The organism is Aminobacter ciceronei, from assembly GCF_014138625.1.
Classification (GTDB): domain Bacteria; phylum Pseudomonadota; class Alphaproteobacteria; order Rhizobiales; family Rhizobiaceae; genus Aminobacter; species Aminobacter ciceronei.
In genome coordinates, this window is sequence record NZ_JACJHY010000018.1 from 33,536 (window position 1) to 55,335 (window position 21,800).

Here is a 21,800-nt window from a genome sequence, read left to right on the forward strand (position 1 = left end):
AGCGGACGCGAGAATCTGGTATTTCAGCCTGACAGGTGAATCACTCGTTTTCTGGAATCGGATCGGACATGCCTAATAAGTCGCCGTTAGAGCTTGATTTAACACAGCTATCGAAAGCGCTCATCGAGCGACAGTGGACTGCGCGCGAGGTTGCCGAGGCATCTATATCCCGTATTGAAACGCTTGACCGCGATCTACATGCCTTCTGCACTTTGGATGAGACGGCAATGGCTCAGGCTGAGGACATCGATCGCCGCCTTTCTGCCGGATTGCCCGTGGGGCCGCTGGCAGGTGTTCCCGTCGCTGTGAAGGACCTGATTTGCACCCGAGGTTTGCGCACGACGTTTGGTTCGCGTCTGTATGACGATTTTGTTCCCGATCAGGATGATATCGTGGTCGAACGCCTCAAAGCGGCGGATGCGATCATTGTCGGCAAAACGAATGCGTCCGAATTTGGCTACGGCGCTGTCGGCCACAACCACCTTTTCCCTACGACACGGAATCCATGGAACACGGCTCTGACCCCGGGTGGTTCCAGTGCCGGCTCGGCCGCTGCTATCGCCGCTCGAATGGTTCCATTGGCCCTGGGAAGTGATGGCGGCGGCTCAATAAGAATCCCCGCGTCGCTATCCGGCGTCTTCGGCATGAAGCCCTCTTGGGGGCGTGTACCTCTTTACCCAGGGTGTCGCGACGAACGCTATCCTGGCCAGTCCAGTTGGGAGTCCCTGGAGCACATCGGCCCATTGTCCCGCAACGCGGCGGATGCCGCTCTTGCCCTATCCGTTATCAGCGGCCCCACCCCTTACGATAGGCACTCGATTCCATCGGAAGCCAGCGATTGGGCTTTGGATGGCATGGAGGCGATGAAAGATGTCCGCATCGCATATACGCATGATCTGGGCTTTGCGCCCGTCGATCCGGAAGTGAGCGCGGTCTTCGAAAATGCCGTCCGGCAGTTGGAAAGGATAATCGGCACCATCGACTGCGCTTATCCGGCCGTCGGCAACACGGAAGGCCTGCTCGACACCCTCGTTGCGCTTGAGACGGATCGCGCGGGACTCAAGGCCATGGCCGCCGAGCGCGGGATCGAATTGGACGGCTGGATAGGCAGCATCCTTGAGCGCACGTGGAGCACGGACCAGTTCACTGCCGCACTTTTGGAGCGGAAGCGGGTTGTCAATATTACCGCCAAGTTCATGGCCGACTTTGATTTCCTGCTAACGCCGGCAACCGCAACGGCGGCGTTTCCTGTCGATACAGACGGCCCGGCGGAAATAGCGGGGCATGCCCTTCCTCCGTCAGCGTGGGTTCCATTCTCTGCGCTCGCAAACTTTACGGGTCAACCTGCGGCCTCAGTTCCAATCGGTTTCACAAATGACGGTCGCCCGATTGGCTTGCAGATCATGGGCCGTCACCTGGACGACAGGGGAGTTCTTTCCTTGTCTGCGATAGTCGAAAAACTCTTTCCAAATAATCGTTGGCCAGGTCCGACGCTGTGACAATGGATGTGCGGTGTCGGTTGGCATCTCATTGAAGAGAAAACAATGACAACCACCGCAGCTCGTGATTTCTGGTTTCAGGAGTGATGATCGCCGACACTAACGACCGCAATGGCGTCGTCTGCTGCCACAGGTGGGCTGGAAAGTTTATTGAATAAACTTCTCCTCCGGCCGCGCCCGCTATGACCATAACCATTTGCTGCGGGCTGGCCCTGACATTAGCCATGTATGTAACATAACAGAAAGTCGGCTTTCGATAGTTTTGATGATGTATTCACCTAACTCGCTACCTTTCCAGCGTCCTGCACATCGCCCGGAATGGGGCGGAAAGGCGACGGCCCCGCTCATGGTCATAGTGAGATTATTCAGTTCAGCTTACTGAAAGCGCCTCAATCACGCGGCACTCCGAAACGCGCCCCTGATGACATTCACCTACCATGCGGGCCAACTCGTCGCGCAAAGAGAGCAAGCGGGCGATGCGTCTTTCGACTTCCTCAAGCTGTCCCTGTGCAATGCGGCTCGCGTCCTCGCACGATGCTTCGGGTTGCTCCTGCAAAGCCAGCAACACCCGAACACTTGGCAGATCGAAACCAAGATCGCGGGCATGGCGGATAAAGCCCAGCCGCTCTGCATCGACGGTGCTGTAAGTGCGCCGTCCGTTGGATTGGCGGGCAGGCTTGGGCAAAACCCCGATGCGCTCGTAATAGCGGATTGTTTCGATGTTCACGCCTGCCTGTCGGGATAAGTCGCCAATCTGCATCTTTTCGTCTTGCTCCTGTAGTGACTACAGGTTGTAGCATAACAAGGCTAGAATTTCGAGGATCGACCATGGCCGCCGCAACCGACACAGTCCGCTATCATGTAACCGGGATGGACTGCTCGTCCTGTGCCGCCAAGATCGAGGGCGCGACCCGCAAGGTCGATGGCGTCAATGATGTGAAGGTGTCGATTGCCTCCCAGATCATGACGCTAAAAGTCGATGACCCGGCGCGGCGTCTGCCAGTGGTGGAATCCGCCATAACCGACCTTGGCTATCAACTCGACCGCCTAGGCCAACACAAGGCCGAAGGCGCGGGCGATGATGATGACGACGACCAAATTCCCGACCTGTCGCACGTCACCCCGGCGTATAAACGGGCGCTCTGGATCGTCGTCCTGCTCAATGTCGGATATGGCATTATCGAGATTGGCGGCTCAATCCTGTCAGGATCACAAGCCCTTCAAGCCGACTCCCTCGACTTTATCGGGGATGGTCTGATTTCATTTCTCGGCCTGATCGCTGTCGGATGGGGTCTTGCTGCCCGCGCTAAAGCAGCCCTGCTGCAAGGCGTGTTTCTAGCCCTGCTCGGCTTCGGCGTGATCGGCTCGACCGCCTACCGGGTGTTTGTCGAGCATGAACCGCAAACCATGCTGATGGCGGGGTTTGCTTTCGTGGCTTTCATCGTCAACGTGCTGGCTGCCGTGGTGCTGATCCCGCACCGAAAAGGAGATGCCAATATGCGGGCCGTATGGCTGTTCTCGCGCAATGACGCAATTGGCAATCTGGCCGTTGTCGCTGCTGCTGCTCTCGTTTGGTGGCTCAATAATCCATGGCCGGATTTGCTGGTTGCCTTCGCCGTGGCGGGCCTGTTCCTGCAATCGGCATGGTCGATCATTAGAGACGCACGGCAAGACCTTTCACAAGCCCGCCGCGTTTAGTCTCATAGTCGATATTACCCGTTTCCGTGGCCTGCGGCTTCTTTCCAGAGATGGCATTGGTGCGCCGAAAGACAGGGGCAAATGCCGACCAGGGCAGCATCTACGGCTTAACGGCTAAGCCATTCAAATCATTGCGCCTGGCATGGGACACAACCATTGCAGGGGGTCGGCCCCAGCATGAGTCGTGCATGTAACGTTTGAATCCCCGGTTTTTGGGCACCTTCATGACGTTCCGCCTCCGGCAAACATGTTGTTCCTCTTCTTAGGAATGGCTTATTTGGGGTGGCAAGCTGCCGACCGCTTCTGGGGCCCAAGCCGGGAAAGCGGCCGTTCAGCAGGCTACTGTACTTCGACCACAATGCGCCTCCTATCCGGCCGTTCGACTGCCGCTTGCGGCGTCCCGAAAGCCGACATTGCTCACGGCCTAGCCAAGCGCAAGCCGATTACTCCGGCGTATATGTTCGAACCCCACCCGGTCCGCCACTTTGGTAAAAATCGGGAACGCCGATTCTCGCCGACTTCCCTCCTTTGGTGGCTACCGGCTTCCTCAACAGGGTATTTTTGCTGCCCTTGATGTAGATCGCGTCGTCCGCGATCTCGACGTGTTGGTCGAAGGCGCTGACATGTTCCCGCCGATAGCCGCCCTTTCAAAGCCGGAGGCGAGTGCGAGCTTCGCTTGCCAGCTCCGGCACGGCCGCTTTGGCGTGACTCTAAATTCAAACAGCAAAGCGCCCGATGGGTTGCACCGGGCACTTCTTTCTCAAGTCACCTCGAGATTACTTGGTAGCGAGGATTTCGAAATTGTGGGCGTTTGCCACCACACCGTCGTCCCATCCACCTGAGATCAATTCTGAAGCCTTTTCATTCAGGAGTCCGGCGACTTGTCCGGCAAAGTGCGCTTCGCGGCCAGAGTTGTCGGCAAAGATGTCGAAGATGGCGAAGTTGGTCTCGTCAATCTGCAGCGCCGCCCAGAACAATGTCTTGGGTTCAGTTTCTGCGACGATGGGGCCGGCGGCGGTCAGCAAGGCTGCCAATTCGGGGCCTTTACCTGGAGCAGCTTCGAGCTTGATGTAAGTTGCGGTTGTTGCCGTGGAGAGATCAACCGGCGCCTTGACCGACAGGACATCGGAGTTGTTGATATTCGCGACAACACCGTCGTCCCATCCGCCGTCGACCAGTGCGTCGGCGTTTTGGTTCAAAGCCGCAGCAACCGCTCCTGAGAAGTGAGCGTCGCGTGCTTCTTCGTCTGCGAAGATGTCAAAGATTGCGAGCGTGTCATCGGCTTGCAGAGCAAACCAAAGGACGGTGCCCGGCTCTGTGTCCCGCACGATCGCTGCGGCACCAGCCAGAAACTCCGCGAAAGCTCCGGTCTGGCCTTCGGCGGCCGGCATGGCGATGTAGCTGGCTGTATGATTTACCATTGGGTTGTCCTGTGCAGTTGCAGAAGTTGTGATCAGCGCCAGTGCGGCGACTGTTTGAAGTGGTCTGCCCCCTGAAAAGTGGTCCTCCCTGAAGTAGGCTATTGAGCCTTAGAGAGGACGTTGGAATGCCCCAGAGAAAGCACAAGCCTGAAGAGATCGTCGCGAAGCTGCGCCAGGTCGATGTTCTGTTGTCACAAGGCCGCTCGGTCGGCGAAGCGGTCCGATCGATCGGAGTGACACAGTTCACCTATTACCGCTGGCGCAAGGAGTTTGGTGGGCTGAAGGGCGACCAGGTTAAGCGCCTTAAGGAGCTCGAGAAAGAGAATGACCGGCTGCGCAAGGCGGTGTCGGACCTGACGCTCGAGAAATTGATCCTCAAAGAGGCCGCATCGGGAAACTTCTAAGCCCCGCCCGCCGTCGTCGCTGCGTCGACCATGTCATGGTGATGTTCTCTATCTCGGAGCGCTTTGCCTGCAAAGTCCTCGGCCAGCACCGTTCGACCCAGCGAAAGAAGCCCAGAGGCCGACCGGATGAAGAGGCGTTGACCGCCGATATCATTCGGCTCGCCTCACGCTACGGTCGCTACGGCTACCGCCGGATCACAGCGATGCTGCGGTCCGAGGGCTGGACGGTGAATGCCAAACGCGTCGAACGCATCTGGCGGCGGGAGGGGCTGAAGGTTCCCCAGAAACAACCGAAGAAAGGCAGGCTCTGGCTTCGGCCCGAGTACCCAAACCATGTCTGGTCCTATGACTTCGTAGAGGGCCGGACCCACAATGGCAGGAAGTTCCGCATGCTCAACATCATCGACGAGTTCACCCGGGAGTGTCTGGCGATCCGGATCGGTCGCAAGCTCAACTCAACCGACGTCATCGACGTCCTGTCCGATCTGTTCATAATGCGGGGTGTGCCGGGCCATGTTCGTTCTGACAACGGTCCGGAGTTCATTGCCAAGGCAGTGCGCGAATGGATCGTGGCCGTCGGCGCAAAGACTGCGTTCATCGAGCCAGGAAGCCCTTGGGAGAACGGCTATTGCGAGAGCTTCAACTCGAAGCTTCGCGATGAACTCCTCAACGGCGAAATTTTCTACAGCCTCGCTGAGGCAAAGGTCATCATCGAGGCATGGAGACGCTACTACAACACCGAACGGCCGCACTCATCGCTTGGATATAAACCGCCGGCACCGGAGGCTATTATCTGGCCTGCGCCGCCGCGCGGATCAGCTCCACCATCTGCCCAAGCAATAGCCGAAAAGCCCATCATGCACTAAGACTGAAATCGGATCACCCTATGGGGTCAGGCCAGAAAACCCGCCCCGGCGGCCGGGGCGCATGGCGGGGAGGACACCTCCCGACGCGGGCGGACACGAGGCGCGGAAGCCGTCGCACGCTAAGCCAGAGCGCCGGATGATGCGGCGCGGTGCCGGAATGCGCGGCATGGGCGGAGACTGGCCTCGCCGAGGCCGGAGATCGTCCGCAGGACGGCGGCCGCGACCGTGGCGGACCGGGGATGCGGTCGGAGCAGCCGGGTACAAGCGGCGGCCGTCGGTGCCGGCCGGGCAGGACAACGAGGGATGGCGGGGACATCGCTGCGGTCCGGTGGCCGTCGGCGTGTCCTCGAACTCCACCGATGAGCAAGGAGCCAGGGTCAGGCTCCTGTCCGCGTCTGGCTGCGGGGCGCCCACGCAGGCCCCGATGAGTCCGGTGTGACCGCAGGACGACTGCGTCTCGATCGCCTTCCCGCAACGACCGGCCCCAGCTATTTTCCGCCGGCGGCTGCGCCGCCTTTGCATCGCGAAGCAAAATAGCCGTTTCCGGCCGCCCTCCACTTCGTTCCGGCCCTGCGGGTGCGGGGTCGATCGCCTCCGGTCCTTTCACCGTCATCGAGGCCGCGATGGGCGCGGCCCGAGCAAACCGGAAAGGAACCTATCATGGCTGTCATCGGCAATTTCGCGACCAACGGCAATGGCATCGTCGGCAACGTCCGCACTCTCTCCGTCGGCTTCCGTGCCCGCCTCAACCCGATCGAGCGCGTCTCGCGCGACGCCCCCGACTTCCGCATCACCGCCGGCAACGGCGTCGAGGTCGGCGCAGGCTGGAAGGCGGTCTCCAACGACGGCGAGGAATACATCTCCGTCAAGCTGGACGATCCGAGCTTCGTCGCCCCGATCACGGCGGCGCTCTGGCCGAGCGAGACGGACGGCGAATACGCCCTCATCTGGAACCGCCCGAAGCGCGAGGTCTGATCCCCGCCACGCAGGAGCCCCGCCGCAAAGCGGGGCTTCTCGCCTGCGCATGATGAAGCCGCAACCGGGCATCGAGCCCGGTTGCGGCTTGCCGGGCGCTCAACCGGAGACGTGGGGTCTGCTCAGGTCGTCCCATTGTGCCGTGCCGGTCCGAAGGCCTCAAGGACGAGCGGTCCCCCCAATTTTCAGCCGCCGCCCGAAAAGGGCGTCGTCAGAAAATCGGCTCCCCCGCTCGCCGCCTCCGGCGGTCGCTTCGCGCTCCTTGACCCCTCCGGCCCGCCGCGGCCGCCGGCGTCGTCCTTCACAAACATCAAGGAGACGACGATGTCGATCGATCAACACATTGAAGAGCTTCGGGCCGAACTGCGGAACGCCGTCTATCCCGATGAGCGGCGCTGGATCGAGGAGGAGCTGGTGATGGCGCTGGCCGAGCGTGAGGCGATCTGGGCCGAGCATGAAGGCCTCGCCAGCAGCGAGCCGCCCTTCTAGGGCGGCGTCGCGCTTCGGACGCGCTCGGCGGCCTCAGCCGTTGAGCGCGTCCTTGACGGCTTTCGCCGGCGCGAAGGTCAGCTTCTTCGACGCCGGGATCTTGATCGTTCCCCCTGTAGCCGGATTGCGGCCGTCGCGCGCCGGCGACGCCTTCACCTTGAATTTTCCGAAACCGGCGATGTTCGTCTCGGCCCCGCTCGCCGCCGCGGACGCAATCTCCTTGAAGACGGTGTCGACAATGGCCTTGGCCTGCGCCTTGGTCAGGCTCTGCGTTGCGGCGATCTTGTCGGCAATCTCGGTTGCTGTCGTCATGTCGGTGGCTCTCCTCGCTGTTGGATCAATCCCTTTCCTATGCAACGAATGCGCAGCGAGGGTAGGGGCGGCGCTCGGGCAGGGGCGCGCATCCACTGAAAAGCGCTGGTTTGCGGGCATTTCGTCGCCTCGAGCGGGATCAGCCAAGTCGGCTGTCGCGATATCCCTTGCGCCGTTTGGTGCGTTCGAGCCGGCTGGAGGCGCTGGCGGCATCGGCGTCGCGGTCGAACGTCTCCATCATCGACCGGCCGCTGGTGCCGATCCTGCCCCAGTTTCGAATAACGGAGGCGCCGCCGAACAGGGTCGGCTGGATGGCGAGCGTATAGAAGCGCCGCATGTTCCGCGACGGGTCGATGCGTCGAAGATGAACCGGGCCTGTTTCCTCGTGATCCATGGCCGGAGTCTCGCTTCCTGCGGAAGCGGCGTCCAACGACATTGCTGAATCGATCCGGCACGACCGATTCATGGCGGTGATGGATCGGCATATTCGGCAAGGGCAGGGTTGGCCTTTCTTCCTGAAGGAAGGCTTGGGCGAGGTCCCTTCGGGACACGGCTCTACTCGCGCCCTGCGGGCGCTCACCGAACCCGCTGCGCGGTTTCGGCCCATCCGGGTGACGAACCTCTCGCGGCGCACGACCGTTTGGGAAAGATCGCCGACGTCTGGACGCAGGGCCGGCTGGCCGCCGGACGCGGACCGCGCCCTGTGGGCGCGGGGCTCTTCTTCTGACGTCCGATCATACGCCAGCCCATCGCGCCTCAAGGACGAGCGGTGCCCCCAATTTTCAGCCCCGGACCTTTCCGGTCCGGGTCAGAAAACCGGCTCCCCCACTCGCCGCATCGCGGCCGCTGCCGCGGTCCTTGACCCGCTCAAGGCAACAGCGCGGACCCCTTCCGTCAAAAGACGAAAGGAGACTTCCCATGAACACCTTCAACGCAATCGATCTCATCCCCGCCATCGCCGCCATCCGCGACGATGTTCTGGTCAGCCGCGTGTGGGTCGAGTGCGGGCCGATCTCGCTGCTGGATCGGATCTTCGAGGATGTCGTCTTCGAGGGAGAGACGTGCCGGGTCGGTCTCGAATACGCCATCGTCCCGGCTGCGGAACTGGAGGGTCTCGCGGACATCCTCGACACCATCCGGCGGCAGATGGGCATCGCGTTCATCGCTGCACGCGTCTGAACTCCCAGGGAGGCAGTGGGGGCCGTCTCCCTTTCTTTTCCTGCGATCCGCGCGACGTCGGCGACATGACCTCCGGGCGGTCGACCGGCCCGATGTCTTGTGAATGCCTCACGGAATCAGCCGCTTTCGCCGACACGGGCAACGGAGCGCCCACCGCGACCTCTCTGGATTGGTATGACCGGCGGACGACTGCGTCTCGATTGCCGTCACGCAACGGCGGGATCCGGGTTTTTTCCGCCGCCTACGGCTTTGCAGCGCGAAGCAAAAAGCCCGGACCCCGCCGCCCTCCACTCCGTTCCGGCCCTTCGGGTGCGCGCTCGATCGCCGCCGGTCCTTACACCACCATCGAGGCCGCGATGGGCGCGGCCCGACCGAGCGAAAGGACATTCCGATATGGCTTTCAATCGCAATTCCATCCCCGCAGGCGCCTCCCACAAAGCACCTCGTCGCCCCGATCCGGAGGACATTGCGCTCTGGCCAGATGGCAGTTGGGCTCACCTCGGCGACGTCTGGAACGGTGAGTTCGACTGGAAATCGGACGACTACGAGGTCATCGGTCACGACGACGAAGAGCGGTTGTCGAAGACCGGAATTCTCGATCAGCTCGAATGAGCACAGACTGCCGTCACACCTCCCTGTAGCCGCGCCTGTGCTTCGTGCGCGCAAGGCGCACGAGCGCGCCGTCCGTGTCGTCCTGATGATCGAAGAGCTTCATCTTCGACGGGGGTGCAGCAACCTCTCCAACCTCCTCGTTCCGATGCGGACGCGGCCCTGGTCGGGCCGCGGGCTCTTCTCTCTCTGACCGCCCATTGTCGCACCGCCTCCCCGGCGTCAAGGACATCGCGGTCCCCCCAATTTTGCCGCCGTCCGCCGGGGCGTCCGTCGACAAAATCGGCTCCCCCGCTCGCCGCCGCTGGCGGTCGCTTCGCGATCCTGGACCCCTCGACGCGCCGGTGCGGGCTCCTTCCGTCAGAGACGAAAGGAGACCTCCATGACACACCGCAACTTCATCAGCGTCGACGGCGGCAGCGCCGAATACTGGCGGCAGCGCAAGCAGGCTTTCCGGCTCATCCGCGAGGCGGAACGGGCCGCCGAGGATCTGGCGAGGGCGCCGATCTACATCCGTGGTCGCTGGGACGACGAGTACGGTGACTACGAGCCGGTCGAGAACCTTGGTCCTCATGACGACATGGACGATGCGATCCGGGCGATCGAGGCCGACGAGACCGCCGTCGGCATCTTGGTGGCGCAGCGCCGGGCGCAGATCGGCAATCATCCCGTCACGGCGGTGATCCGCGCGCTGGCGCAGCTTGACGTCAGCGGCATCGACGAGGACGTAGAAGGCGACTACGAGCGCCTGCACGGCCCGGACTGGTAGCGGTCCGCCAGCGACAGGCGGCTTCGGCCGCCTGTCGAATCTCCTTTTGCACTGGGAGCCCTGCCGGCCGGATCGACCGGCCGGCAGGGCTGATGAAAGGGGGGCAAGCCGCCCCTCTCAGGCTCACCCCATGAGGGAAGGGCAAGCCCCTCCCTCAAACACCCTCCCATGGGGAAAGGGGACGGTTTCCCTCCTCCCTTTCCCCAAACCCCTATCCCTCTCCCGGATGCGGCCTTCGGCCGCCGCTCAAAAGGGAAGGTCCGGCATCGGTCCGTTGGCGATATCCCACACCCATGCCGACATACCGCTTTCACCGATCAGCTCTGCGAGCCGCTCGCGAAACGCGGCATCGGCGTCGGCGGGCACGAGATAGAGCGCGGTCGACCCGCCGTCCGCGCGCGCCAGCACCAGGCTCGCCATCGGCTGGGCGGCGGGAAGGTTGTAACGCAGCGACTTCACGAAGCCCGCGCCATGCTTCGTCAGCCGCTCGACCAACATCGCCTCATAGCCGGTCTCGACCGGAATCCAGTTCTCGCTGACCGTCATTAAGGCAATCGCCTCGACCGTGGCGACGCCGGCCGCGCCGATACCGAAGGTGGCGATGGCAACCAGATGCGAGTCCGCATTGGCGTCCCACAGCGCCAGCTCGTTGGCGAAGGTCTTCTTCATGCGGCGCTCGACATCCTCGGCCAGCATGAAGGGAAAGCGTGGCGCATGCTTCACCACCAGCCGCGCGCCGATATGCGACGGCGCGATCTCCTTGACCTCACCGATCAGGATGGCCAGCGATCGCCTGTTGCCGGCCGACTGGATCGCCCGGCTCAGCAGCTCGGCGCGCCTGCGCACGATCGCATCCTCGCGCTTCGCGTCGAACATCTCCGGTATATAAAGAGCATGCGCCAGCGGCCTGCCCTTCGCCGTCGAGACGGCGGCGGCGTCGAGAAGGAACTTGCGCAGCACGGCCCAGTTGCGCCGTCCCGCCATCGCCGGGCGCCAGCGATTGAAGCCAGCCCGATCCCACAGGAAATGCAGCGTCGCCTTCAGCGAAAGCCGCGCGCCGTCGGCTCTCGCTTCGCCGGCTTCGCGGCTTTCGTTCGCCGCCGGCGCGGCGCGGCCGGCAATTTTCGACAGGCTGAAGCCGAGCTTCAGCGCCGTCGTGCCGTCCTCGACATTCTCGACGATCGCTTCGCCCTCCACGGCCGCCAGTCCGGACAGGCCGGACGGCGGCTCGTAGGAGTCGCAATCGACGTCGTGGCGCAGGCCGGTTCCCGGCATCCGCTTCAGAATGTGCCGGGCCCCGAAGCGGGCGATATACATCGCCACGCCTTCGGGGCAGCACAGGCACAGCGGATGCTCGCGGCGCGCATAGGCGTCGGCGAGCAGGTTCGCCGGCGGCTCGCCGTCGACCGCGACGTTAACGCCGCCGATGCGGAGGCGGCGGGTCATGTCGGCTTCTCCCGATGGAACCTGTTCTCGCCGACACATGCTTTCATGTCGTCGCGCCGGAACCAGATCGCGCGGCCGCAACGCAGCGGCGCGTTGCCGGCCGTGAACACGATCTGTTCGTCGGCGCGCATGCGCATGATCTCGTGCGGCAGGATCAGCGGCCGCCGCGTCAATTGCTTCGAACGCGTGCGCGACGAACCCGACATCTGGCTCGACCGGCTCAGCTGGTCGACCTCCACCGTGGTGTCGCCGCAGCGTTTGGAGATGTAGTCGGCCGTATCGGGGTCATTGATCGCCGAGAAGCTGATCCACGACGCGCTCTCGAACCATTTCGACGAAGCGTCACGACCGCCATAGGCCTCGCGCATTTGGCCGAGCGACTGGAAGATCAGCGTCAGCGTGATGCCGTATTTGCGGCCGGCGTCGCGCGCGGTTTCGAGGATGCGCAGATAGCCAAGCCGCGCCACCTCATCGAGCAGAAACAGCGAGCGGCCCTGGACGTCGCCGGCGCGGTTGTAGATCGCGTTGAGGAACGATCCGATCACCACGCGCGCCAGACCCGGATGCGCCTCCAGCACCTTCAGGTCGAGGGCGATGAAGATGTCGGTATTGCCGCCCGCCAGATCGTCGGTGGAAAAGGCATTGCCGGACACCAGTGCGGCGTAATTCGGGTATGACAGCCAATGCGTCTCCTTCACCGCATTGGCATAGACGCCGGAAAAAGTCTCCGGCGTCATGTTGACGAAGACGGCGACGTTCTCCTTCACGAAGTCCGATTCCGACTGTTCGTAGATGCGCGTCAGACGCTCGCGCAGCTTCGGCTCCGGCTCGCTGAGATTGGACCGGACCTGGCGCAGCGTCTGTTCCTCTTTCTCCGTGTGGCCCGAGAGGCAGACATCGGCGATCAGCGCGGTGAGGAGCTGCATGGCCGAGGCGCGGAAGAAGTCGTCGCGGATCGATGTCTGCCGCGCATTGTCGGTCATCACCCAGGTTGCCACGGCGACGATGTCCTCTTCCTTCGTCCCCTTGAAGCGACCAATCCAGTCGAGGGCGTTGAAGCCGGTGGACGGGTCCGTCGGATCGAGGACGATCACGTTGCGGCCCGCCTTGCGGCGATGCTCGATCACCATCGGCGCGACCTCGCTGGATGGGTCGAGCACCACCAGGCCGCCGCCCCATTTGAGCGCTGTCGGGATCGTCACCGACGTGGTCTTGAAGCCGCCCGATCCGGCAAAGACGATGCCGTGCGAGGATCCGAAGCTGCCGTCGAAGCACAGGAGTGGAGATCGCCCGCCGGCGCCCCATGTGTCGCGGGCATCGGCGCGGAACGGCACCGCGGCCACGCTGTCGCGGTCGACCCGATAGCGCTCGCCGATAACGATCCCGCCCGCGTCGGGAAACATCGCTCCCGCCTCCTGCATCTTCATCCAGTCGGCATCGCCATGCACCGCGCGCCTGCCGCGCATGCGGCGCGGCGCCGGCGCGGCGAAAGCGGCGTTGCCGCGCAACCCGACACGCAGGGCGAAGATGCCTGCGAACAGCGCGGCACCTGCTCCCATCAATGTCGCGGCATCAGCAAAGGCGAATACCGAGTGATCCGGCGGCACGCGCTCGGCGAGGCCGGACAACCGCGTCATCTCGCGCCCGCCGGCGAGCAGGACCGTCGCCAAGCCGCCGGCCGCGACGCTCCAACCAGCGGCCTTGATGTTCGCCGCGCCGGCCGCGGCGAACAGGAAGATCATGCCGACCGCTCCCGCCGCCGCATAGGGCAGAGCCAGTCCGACGCGTCCCAGCGTCATCCGCGCACCGTCGCTCTGTCCGAAGCCGGCCAGCCACTGCTCGATGCCGGTCATGCCGATCGCACTAGCGATCATCAGACCGGCCGGGACCGTCGCGAGCAGGAGCCTAGTCGCGGCCATGACAGAGCGCCTCCGCTCCGAGCGCAACGAGCCTCGCCCGCTCGCTCTCATCCCGCTCGGCCCGCCGGCGCCCGTCCACCAGCAGGCCGAGCAACAGTTCATGTTGCCCGGCCTGCAACCCGGCTTTCAGGACCAGTCCGCCAAGCGCGATCTTCTCGCGCGTGTCCTTCTTCCGGGCTTCCGATGTCGCCAGCCTGCTCATGCGCTCAGCCCTCGCCAGTCTCGCCCGAAGCCGCGCCAGGCGTGACCGCCGTGGCGGCCGGTTTGCGCCCACCCCCGCCGCGCCTATCCTGCTTCCCATCGCTCCCTCCGCGAAACCGTCCCGCCAGTTCCTCGAACGCTGCGAGCAGCGCCGTCTCCTCGATCTCGATCTCGCCAAGCCCGGCCCTGAGCGCGATGCGGCCGATGCGCTCGGCCTCGCGGGTCTCGGCCTGCCGAAGCTGATCCTGTAGCCTGGCGATCTCTTCCCTGATCTTCGACGATGGTTTCTTCATTTCCGCCTGTGCCTCCGTGCTCATTTCCGTCGATTGTCTGCGAGCAGAATCCCGCGAATGGAGGCGTCCGGCGACTAATAGAAATGCTAGTCGGCGAAGCCGATCAGGTTTGAGATCATCCCGGCCGTTCCGAAGGAAGGGTTCAAGGGCGCAGTAATACGTCGCTGGCGCGACGTGCTGCTCAGTCCGGCCCGGGCAGGGCCGCTTCCGAGGAACACGATGCTCGTATTCCGTCGGGAGCCGGTCCTACCATGGCGATCACGCATTTTACGCCCCAGCTCATCGGTCGCAGCGGCGGTCGCAGCGCGTTGCTGGCGGCCGCCTACCGGCATTGCGCAAGGATGACGCATGAGAGCGAGGGCCGCACGGTCGATTTCTCCAACAAGGGTAATCTCGGCCACGAGGAGTTCCTGCTGTCTCCGGACGCACCGCAATGGGTGCGGGCGCTGATCGCCGATCGTTCCGTGGCGGGCGCTGCGGAGGCCTTCTGGAACACGGTCGAGGCCTTCGAGAAGCGCGAGGACGCGCAGTTCGCCAAGGAGTTCATCATCGCGCTGCCGGTCGAGTTGTCGAAGGAGCAGAACATCGCGCTGATGCGGCAGTTCGTGATCGAACAGGTTCTGGCGCGCGGGCAGGTCGCGGACTGGGTCTATCACGACGAACCGGGCAATCCGCATGTCCATCTGATGACGACGCTGAGGCCGCTCACCGAGAATGGCTTTGGTCCGAAGAAGGTCGCGGTGGCGGGCGAGGACGGGCAACCGCTGCGCAACAAACAGGGCAAGATCCAATACCGGCTATGGGCTGGCGAGAAGAAGGAATTCCTGCAACAGCGCAATGGCTGGCTCGATCTCCAGAACCAGCATCTGGCGCTCGCAGGATTGGAGATCCGTGTCGATGGCCGCTCCTATGCAGAGCGTGGCATCGAGCTGGAGCCGACCGCCCATATCGGCGCCGGCGCGAAGGCGATCCAGCGCAAGGCCGAGCGTGAGGGATGGTCGCCGTCGCTGGAGCGCATCGAGATCGCCGAAACGCGAAAGTCAGCGAATGCAGCGCGGATCCTCAAGCGTCCCGAGATCGTGCTCGACCTCCTGACCTCCGAAATGAGCGTCTTCGACGAACGCGACATCGCCAGGGTATTGAATCGCTACGTCGACGATGCGGCGACCTTCCAGGCGCTGATGACGCGTATCCTGCAGAGCCCGGATCTGCTGCGGCTGGAACGTCCCACGGTCGATTTCGAGACCGGCCGCAAGATCCCGTCCCGCTACACGACGCGGGAGATGATCCGGCTCGAGGCCGGGATGGCAAACCGGGCGATCTGGCTGTCGGTGAAGGCGACGCACGGCGTTCGCGAGACGGTGCTGGAAAGCGTCTTCGATCGCCATGAGCGGCTTTCCGACGAACAGCGAACCGCGATCGAACATGTCACGAAGGCCGGACGCATCACTACCGTCGTCGGTCGCGCCGGCGCCGGCAAGACCACGATGATGAAGGCCGCGCGCGAGGCATGGGAACTTGCCGGCTATCGCGTCATCGGCGGCACGCTGGCCGGCAAGGCCGCAGAAGGATTGCAGAAGGAGGCAGGCATTGAAAGCCGGACGCTCGCCTCCTGGGAACTGCGCTGGAAGGACGGACGGGATGCGCTGACCGACAAGACGGTCATGGTGATCGACGAGGCCGGCATGGTCGCCTCGAAGCAGATGGCGTATTTCGTCGAGACGGCGGTCCGGTTCAGCGCCAAGCTGGTGCTGATCGGCGATCCCGAGCAGTTGCAGCCGATCGAGGCGGGCGCGTCCTTCCGCGCCATTGTCGAGCGCATCGGCTATGCCGAACTGGAGCGCATCTATCGCCAACGCGAGGAATGGATGCGCACCGCATCGCTCGACCTCGCGCGTGGCAATGTCGCCAAGGCCATCGGCGCCTACAATGGTCATGGCAAGGTGATCGGAGAAAAGCTGAAGGCGCAGGCGATCACCAGCCTGATCGCTGCCTGGGATCTTGAATACGATCCGGCGAAGTCGACGCTGATCCTGGCGCATCTTCGCCGCGATGTCCGCGAGCTCAATCGCCTTGCCCGCGAAAAGATGGTCGAGCGTGGTGTGGTCGGAGCCGGTCACGCGTTCCGGACGGAAGACGGGATGCGCAGCTTCGATGCTGGCGACCAGATCGTGTTCCTGAAGAACGACGGCGCACTCGGCGTGAAGAACGGTATGATTGCGCGTGTCGTCGAAGCGGCCCCCGGCCGCATAGTCGCGGAGCTCGGAGAGGGCGCCGATCGACGCCATGTCGCGGTCGAGCAGCGCCACTACCGCAATATCGATCACGGCTATGCGACGACCATCCACAAATCGCAGGGCGCGACCGTCGACCGGGTCAAGGTGCTGGCTTCGCTCTCGCTGGATCGCCACCTGACCTACGTCGCGTTGACCCGCCATCGCGAGGATGTGGCGCTCTATTACGGCAAGCGCTCCTTCGCCAAGGCGGGCGGGCTTGAGCATATCCTGTCACGGAAGAGGGCCAAGGAAACCACGCTCGATTACGAGCGCGGCACGCTCTACCGGCAGGCGCTGCGCTTCGCCGAGAACCGCGGCATGCACATCGTCAAGGTCGCCCGCACGCTGGTCCGCGACCGGCTCGACTGGACGCTGCGCCAGAAGCAGCGTCTTGCCGACACGGCAAATCGGCTGCGCGCGATCGGCGCCCGGCTCGGGCTGCTCGACACCGGACAATCGCATTCACTGAAGGAGGCACGGCCCATGGTCGCCGGCATCAAAACGTTCGCCAAATCCGTTCCCGACATTGTCGAGGAGAAGCTTCATGCCGACCCCGCCGTGAAGAAGCAGTGGGAGGAGGTCTCGACGCGCTTCCGTTACGTGTTCGCCGATCCGGAGACGGCCTTCCGCGCGATGAATTTCGACGCGGTGCTGACGAACAGCGATACCGCGCGGCAGACGCTGGCGAAACTCGTCGGCGAACCCGCCTCGATCGGGCCGTTGAAGGGCGGAACCGGCATTCTTGCCGGCAAGACGCAGCGCGAGGAACGGCGCGTGGCCGAGCTGAATGTCCCGGCGCTGAAGCGCGACATCGAACGCTATCTCGATCTTCGCCAGACGGCCGGCGAGAAAATCGCGGCCGAGGAGCAGGCGGTGCGCCGGCGCGCGTCGATCGACATACCGGCGCTCTCGTCCGACGCCTATCGCGTTCTGGAGCGCGTGCGCGACGCGATCGACCGCAACGACCTGCCGGCAGCACTCGGCTACGCCGTCAGCAATCGCGAGATCAAGACCGAGATCGACGGCTTCACCAAGGCGGTGGCCGAGCGTTTTGGCCAACGAAGCTTGCTGGTGAGCGAGGCGAAAAGCCCATCCGGAAAGCTGTTCGACAAGGTGGCCGACGGCATGGCGCCGGCGGAGAAGCAGAAGCTCGCCGAAGCCTGGCCGGTGATGCGCGCCGCCCAGCAGATCGCCGCCCAGGAGCGAACGACCGAAGCGCTGAAGCAGAGCGAGAATTTGCGCCTGTCGCAACGCCAGAGCTCGTTGCTGAAGCAGTGAGACGTCGCGGCGCCATCATACTCGCCATCACCGGAGCGGCCTTCCTGTCCGCGCTGACGGCCGCCGGTTGGCTCGGCGGCTTGCGTATCAATCTGACGCCGAGCTATCCGCTCGGCCTGTGGCGCATCGAGGCGCTGCAACGACCGGTCGCCAACGGCGATCTCGTCTTCATCTGCCCGCCGATCACGCCGGCCTTCGCCGCAGCATACGCCCGCGGCTATGTCCGCCGCGGTCTTTGCCCCGACTGGTTCAGCCCACTCATAAAAACGGTAGTGGCGATGGAGGGCCAAGCGGTCGACATAGGCGAGCATGTATCGGTCGACGGGCAGCCTCTCAACCATTCCGAAATGCGTCGCGCGGACGCCGAGGGCAGGGCGCTCGACGCCTGGTCAGGTGGCGTCGTCCCGACCGGCTTCCTCTATCTGCACTCGGATTTTGTCGGCTCCTATGACTCGCGGTACTTTGGACCGATCCCGGAAAGCGGCGTGCTCGGCCTCGCCCGTCCGGTCTTCACCGTGGATCCCTGAATGGCTGCACGCAGCTGCGCTGATCGTCTTGGCGATCGTCACCGGCGTCGTCGGCTGGAGCGGGAACGTGCTTGCCCTTCCGGTCGCATTTCTGTTCCCTGCGTTATGGGCATGTTCGTCAAGGCGTCTGGTCGCGGCTGCGGTGTCGGCGGCGTATTTCCTGGCTGCCTCTCGTGGCCTGCCGCAGGGCGTCGCCAACTTCTACGCCGTCGATCCGCTCCCTGGAGTGGCGCTGTGGTTTGCCGCGTCGGCCGCGTTTGTCCTGATCCATACGGTGTTCTGGACAGGTCGACCGGGAAAGGGGAGGGCGTTGAGCTTTCTTACGGCGGCGGTGCTGATGGCTGTGCCACCTTTCGGCATCGTCGGCTGGGCGCATCCGCTCACCGCCGCGGGTGTCGTGTTTCCAGAATGGGGATGGTGGGGTCTGGCGGCGGCCTCAGCCGGCCTGCTTACCATGACGACGCGTTGGTGGCCGGTTGCGGCACTAGCCATGGCTGGCTTCTGGCTCTGGTCGGCGGCGACCTGGACGACTCTAACCCCGCCGACAGGATGGGCAGGCGTCGATCTCGAGCTGGGGCAAAGCCTCGGCCGTGACGCCACGCTGGAGCGGCAGCAGGAGTTGCTTGGAGCCGTAAAACGGAAGGCGGGCGAGGGCGCCCGCGTCGTCATTCTTCCAGAAAGCGCACTGGGCTTCTGGTCGCCGACGGTGGAACGGCTTTGGAAAAAAGAGCTGCGTGGTACACCTCTCACCGTGATGACCGGTGGGGCGATTGTCGAGCCTGACGGCTACGACAACGTCATGGTCGGGATCTCGGCCGACGCATCGGCAGTCCTCTACCGCGAACGCATGCCGGTCCCGGTCTCCATGTGGCAGCCATGGAGGCCTTGGCTCGGCGGAAGCGGCGGTGCGAGGGCGCACTTCTTTGCGAATCCGGTCACGGAGATCGACGGCGCGAGGATCGCACCGTTGATCTGCTACGAGCAGCTCATCCTTTGGCCGGTCCTGCAGTCGGCCGCCCATTCGCCGGGCGTCATCGTTGCCGTCGGCAATGGCTGGTGGACAAAGGAGACGTCGATAGTCGCCATCCAGAAAGCCAGCGCCGAGGCCTGGGCGCGGCTCTTCGGCATTCCGCTCGTCACCGCCTTCAACATCTGAGCGGGATATCTGGGATGATCGATGCAGCCCTGATCGAGACATGCGCCGACCCGGCGCTCGAGGTGACGATCGTCGAGCGCTTCATCGCCGAGGCTGGATCGCCCGATCCCCTCGCGGTCACTGTCACTTTGGGAGATCGGCTCGTTCTGCTGCCGAAACCGACAACGACGGACGAAGCAATGGCGCTCATGCGGGATCATGTCGGCAAAGCTGTGGTCCGCGTTGGCATCACCCAGTATCCCGCCGGTCTCGGTATTTCCGACATCTCCGAACTCGATGCCGATCTTGTTGACGCCTGTGCGAACATCCGCATGGGCACGGCGCTGTTCGGCAAGGTCTATCGCATCGTCACGAAATGGTATGGCAACGCGGTCGACGAAGCCTTCGATGATGCGATCCATGCGTGGAAGACTGGGTATTTCGACGGGAAAGCCGTCTTTTCCGAGCGTGATCCCGGCGATGTCGAAATTGCTGCGCCGACGGAGGATAATTCCTCGCAGGTAGGCGAGGATGACATCGCGCCCGATTCAGTCGAGCCGGTGCGAGGCCAAGCGGCGTCAGCGGATGATCCCAACCAGGCAGGAATGCGCATCGACCTGTCTGGCATCGGCGGACGTGCTCCTTGAGCCCATCGCGGCCAATGTTCTCACATCTGCAAGTCAGGCATCGTCCCGGCGCGCCGGCTCGCATTCGCCGGACATTTCGAGCGCGGTGACCGAACCCACGCCCCGCCAAATAGTCGTACCACGATCAACGTTCTGCCCCATTCAATTTTGCTCAAATTCGGCTAAAGCTTTGATCTGGCGATGGGGATCGCACCTCGTTATAGAGGTACCGGGGTAGTACGCGCTGCCCCGGGGTGTAGAAACCCCTTGTCCACCGGTTGGTGTCGGCCGTGACGGCACCAGGATCCTCTGGCCAATGGCCGGGGGCCTGTGACGTATGTCCAGGTGCCTCGGTGCTAAAGGTCACGGGACCGTGTGGACACGGTTTTCTACCCCCCGGCTTGGGGTCAAGGGATGCATGTCGGCGGGGGCGCACCGCGGACACCGTCCGGGGGAGTTTGCAATGGGTTATGTAACCGAAGCTCGGTCTGAGCCTAAACTGCTGCTGAGACCGGTTGTCGGCCTGGCCGAGGGTCTGCCGAAGAGCGATCTGGAGCACATCACAGTCGAGGTAATCAGGACGCATCGACGCCTGCGTGACGAGGCAGAGGCGCTCGAAGCTCCCTATGTCGAAAATCCGCAAGCGAATGACAGGACCGTCGGTGCAGCCCGGCTCGCCTGGGTCAGCGCAATGATGGCCTTGCACGCCCACCAGGCGCTGCTGTCGACGTTGCTCGACGTTCTCGGCTACATCCCCGACGTTCCTGCCGAGCTGCAAACCGCGAGACGCTCTAGATCAGCTTGAGTTTTGTAGCGAGAGCAGTGGCTTGTGGGAGGCTCGTCGCGTCAAGTGCCTTCTTTGCATTGTTAATATGGAAATTGACGTTTCCGTATGACATGTTCTCGATCGTCGCGATTGCCCTCATCGACTTGCCCTCGGCCGACCATTTGAGGCACAGCGCCTGCTTAGCCGTCAACTCGACCGATCGCGCAGCGGTCGGCTCAGCCTTGTTACGCTCAAAGCTGGCATGCAATAGCGCAACGGATGTGACCGCGGCGATCTGATCGATATCAGTCTTCAACGACAAAGACTGCTTGTTGGAAGCAAGGGTGAGCATGGACATATGTCCAAATGCGGTTCTAATAGGGATACTGATCCCTGATCGGATGCCAAAGTCCGCAGCTTCCGCGTAGAACGTTCTGACTGACTTAGAAGCAGCTTGTCTTGGACTGCCTGCCGCCCATGTGAAAGCCTTCATCGTCTTTCGAGCCATTTCTACCACGGGGTCCACAAGCGTGTAGTCGCGAGCGAGGTAACGTGCCTGCCAATCCGTCGGATAATTTGAAACGGCGTACGTACTAACCGGCCGCACGTTTGGAAATGCATATCCAGAAAAGCCAAGCTCAAAAGCCAGTTCGGACAGCATTCTTTTCAGCAGTGTGTCCGAGCTTCCAATAGAAGTAGCATTGATGAGGTTCTCGAACCAAACTTTCACAATCCCGATCTCCGGTTCTAAATTTTGTGGTTGCAGAGGTTCTTTCCCCAGCTTGTAGATCATCCCCGCTTCTGTGCTGATTTTGACCGTCTTTATCACTGCGTCGGCAGACGACAACCACCCCTTTGCAATCTCAGGCTGACTACAAACGCCTTGACCAATGTCAGGCGGAAATGACCGCCATGGGCAACTCTATTCCCGGTTCGAGTGCTTAGACTTCTCGCGACTTTTTCCTGTCGAACAGCTCCTTCAGGTGCGCCTCTCACCGCAATCTACGAACGATCACGCCAACTAACGAGCTGATCGTCTGGTAATTTGCCCGTGTCCGATTCAGTTGTAGATCCCATTTGCCACTAAGACCTCGAAATCGTCGGCCTCACTA

22 protein-coding genes are annotated in these 21,800 nt (G+C 62.9%); 13 read left to right on the plus strand and 9 right to left on the minus strand.

Annotation, left to right across the window (positions count from 1 at the left end; translation table 11 throughout):
- Window positions 1–68 precede the first annotated feature (68 nt).
- A complete protein-coding gene (locus tag HNQ95_RS18430) occupies window positions 69–1,499 on the plus strand; it encodes an amidase (protein ID WP_182574870.1) in 1,431 nt (476 codons plus the stop codon).
- Window positions 1,500–1,869: 370 nt separating this feature from the next.
- Here HNQ95_RS18430 and HNQ95_RS18435 read toward each other — a convergent pair whose 3' ends face one another.
- The gene (locus tag HNQ95_RS18435) at window positions 1,870–2,259 is read right to left on the minus strand and encodes a MerR family transcriptional regulator (protein WP_146291690.1); all 390 of its coding nucleotides are present in this window, start codon (window positions 2,257–2,259) and stop codon (window positions 1,870–1,872) included.
- Window positions 2,260–2,327: 68 nt separating this feature from the next.
- Between HNQ95_RS18435 and HNQ95_RS18440 the strand changes: the two genes are divergently transcribed.
- Window positions 2,328–3,197 (plus strand): cation efflux transmembrane domain-containing protein, encoded by an 870-nt coding sequence (locus tag HNQ95_RS18440; RefSeq protein ID WP_246132708.1) that lies wholly within the window; start codon window positions 2,328–2,330, stop codon window positions 3,195–3,197.
- Between the two features lie 776 nt (window positions 3,198–3,973).
- On the opposite strand, the gene HNQ95_RS18445 is transcribed toward HNQ95_RS18440, so the two are convergent.
- Window positions 3,974–4,618 carry an NIPSNAP family protein gene (locus HNQ95_RS18445; RefSeq protein WP_182574872.1) on the minus strand — a complete coding sequence of 215 codons (645 nt, stop codon included), beginning with the start codon at window positions 4,616–4,618 and terminating at the stop codon, window positions 3,974–3,976.
- Window positions 4,619–4,743: 125 nt separating this feature from the next.
- On the opposite strand from HNQ95_RS18445, the gene HNQ95_RS18450 reads away from it, so the two are divergent.
- The 3 genes from HNQ95_RS18450 (at window position 4,744) to HNQ95_RS18460 (ending at window position 7,352) form a co-directional block, all read left to right on the plus strand.
- Window positions 4,744–5,888, plus strand: a protein-coding gene (locus HNQ95_RS18450) for an IS3 family transposase (RefSeq protein WP_182574873.1) whose coding sequence is annotated in 2 segments (ribosomal slippage) — window positions 4,744–5,008 and window positions 5,008–5,888 — 1,146 coding nt in all. Because the reading frame shifts where the segments join, the coding sequence is not laid out codon by codon here.
- A 660-nt stretch (window positions 5,889–6,548) separates the two neighbouring features.
- Window positions 6,549–6,863: a DUF736 domain-containing protein gene (locus tag HNQ95_RS18455; protein WP_182574875.1), complete on the plus strand. Its 315-nt coding sequence runs from the start codon at window positions 6,549–6,551 to the stop codon at window positions 6,861–6,863.
- A gap of 324 nt (window positions 6,864–7,187) precedes the next feature.
- On the plus strand, window positions 7,188–7,352 hold the full coding sequence (locus HNQ95_RS18460) for a hypothetical protein (protein WP_182574877.1): 165 nt from the start codon (window positions 7,188–7,190) through the stop codon (window positions 7,350–7,352).
- Window positions 7,353–7,385: 33 nt separating this feature from the next.
- Here HNQ95_RS18460 and HNQ95_RS18465 read toward each other — a convergent pair whose 3' ends face one another.
- Together HNQ95_RS18465 and HNQ95_RS18470 are read right to left on the minus strand one after the other, a co-directional pair.
- Complete coding sequence (locus tag HNQ95_RS18465; RefSeq protein WP_182574879.1) at window positions 7,386–7,664, minus strand: HU family DNA-binding protein; 279 nt, start codon at window positions 7,662–7,664, stop codon at window positions 7,386–7,388.
- Window positions 7,665–7,803: 139 nt separating this feature from the next.
- Window positions 7,804–8,058 (minus strand): WGR domain-containing protein, encoded by a 255-nt coding sequence (locus HNQ95_RS18470; protein ID WP_182575020.1) that lies wholly within the window; start codon window positions 8,056–8,058, stop codon window positions 7,804–7,806.
- Window positions 8,059–8,582: 524 nt separating this feature from the next.
- Here HNQ95_RS18470 and HNQ95_RS18475 point away from each other — a divergent pair.
- From HNQ95_RS18475 to HNQ95_RS18485, 3 genes are all read left to right on the plus strand, one after another.
- Complete coding sequence (locus HNQ95_RS18475) at window positions 8,583–8,843, plus strand: hypothetical protein (protein WP_182574881.1); 261 nt, start codon at window positions 8,583–8,585, stop codon at window positions 8,841–8,843.
- A gap of 393 nt (window positions 8,844–9,236) precedes the next feature.
- Window positions 9,237–9,455 (plus strand): hypothetical protein, encoded by a 219-nt coding sequence (locus HNQ95_RS18480; protein ID WP_210283811.1) that lies wholly within the window; start codon window positions 9,237–9,239, stop codon window positions 9,453–9,455.
- 379 nt (window positions 9,456–9,834) lie between these two features.
- Window positions 9,835–10,221 (plus strand): hypothetical protein, encoded by a 387-nt coding sequence (locus HNQ95_RS18485; protein WP_210283812.1) that lies wholly within the window; start codon window positions 9,835–9,837, stop codon window positions 10,219–10,221.
- A 246-nt stretch (window positions 10,222–10,467) separates the two neighbouring features.
- On the opposite strand, the gene HNQ95_RS18490 is transcribed toward HNQ95_RS18485, so the two are convergent.
- From HNQ95_RS18490 to traC, 4 genes are read right to left on the minus strand one after another with little or no spacing between them, the layout of a single operon-like run.
- Entirely contained in the window at window positions 10,468–11,667 is a 1,200-nt protein-coding gene (locus tag HNQ95_RS18490; protein WP_182574882.1) for a DUF1173 domain-containing protein, read from the minus strand.
- Complete coding sequence (traG, locus tag HNQ95_RS18495; RefSeq protein WP_182574884.1) at window positions 11,664–13,586, minus strand: Ti-type conjugative transfer system protein TraG; 1,923 nt, start codon at window positions 13,584–13,586, stop codon at window positions 11,664–11,666. The genes HNQ95_RS18490 and traG overlap by 4 nt, the downstream gene beginning before the upstream one ends.
- Entirely contained in the window at window positions 13,573–13,788 is a 216-nt protein-coding gene (gene traD, locus HNQ95_RS18500; RefSeq protein ID WP_182574886.1) for a conjugal transfer protein TraD, read from the minus strand. The genes traG and traD overlap by 14 nt, the downstream gene beginning before the upstream one ends.
- A gap of 4 nt (window positions 13,789–13,792) precedes the next feature.
- The gene (traC, locus tag HNQ95_RS18505) at window positions 13,793–14,080 is read right to left on the minus strand and encodes a conjugal transfer protein TraC (protein WP_182574888.1); all 288 of its coding nucleotides are present in this window, start codon (window positions 14,078–14,080) and stop codon (window positions 13,793–13,795) included.
- 251 nt (window positions 14,081–14,331) lie between these two features.
- Between traC and traA the strand changes: the two genes are divergently transcribed.
- The 5 genes from traA (at window position 14,332) to HNQ95_RS18530 (ending at window position 20,727) form a co-directional block, all read left to right on the plus strand.
- Complete coding sequence (gene traA / locus HNQ95_RS18510) at window positions 14,332–17,634, plus strand: Ti-type conjugative transfer relaxase TraA (RefSeq protein WP_182574890.1); 3,303 nt, start codon at window positions 14,332–14,334, stop codon at window positions 17,632–17,634.
- Complete coding sequence (traF, locus tag HNQ95_RS18515; protein WP_182574892.1) at window positions 17,631–18,161, plus strand: conjugative transfer signal peptidase TraF; 531 nt, start codon at window positions 17,631–17,633, stop codon at window positions 18,159–18,161. The genes traA and traF overlap by 4 nt, the downstream gene beginning before the upstream one ends.
- Window positions 18,082–19,317 (plus strand): conjugal transfer protein TraB, encoded by a 1,236-nt coding sequence (locus HNQ95_RS18520; RefSeq protein WP_182574894.1) that lies wholly within the window; start codon window positions 18,082–18,084, stop codon window positions 19,315–19,317. The genes traF and HNQ95_RS18520 overlap by 80 nt, the downstream gene beginning before the upstream one ends.
- Window positions 19,318–19,331: 14 nt before the next feature.
- Window positions 19,332–19,943 carry a TraH family protein gene (locus HNQ95_RS18525; protein WP_182574896.1) on the plus strand — a complete coding sequence of 204 codons (612 nt, stop codon included), beginning with the start codon at window positions 19,332–19,334 and terminating at the stop codon, window positions 19,941–19,943.
- A gap of 442 nt (window positions 19,944–20,385) precedes the next feature.
- On the plus strand, window positions 20,386–20,727 hold the full coding sequence (locus HNQ95_RS18530; RefSeq protein ID WP_182574898.1) for a transcriptional repressor TraM: 342 nt from the start codon (window positions 20,386–20,388) through the stop codon (window positions 20,725–20,727).
- On the opposite strand, the gene HNQ95_RS18535 is transcribed toward HNQ95_RS18530, so the two are convergent.
- The gene (locus HNQ95_RS18535; RefSeq protein WP_246340859.1) at window positions 20,714–21,481 is read right to left on the minus strand and encodes an autoinducer binding domain-containing protein; all 768 of its coding nucleotides are present in this window, start codon (window positions 21,479–21,481) and stop codon (window positions 20,714–20,716) included. The genes HNQ95_RS18530 and HNQ95_RS18535 overlap by 14 nt on opposite strands.
- Window positions 21,482–21,800 lie beyond the last annotated feature (319 nt).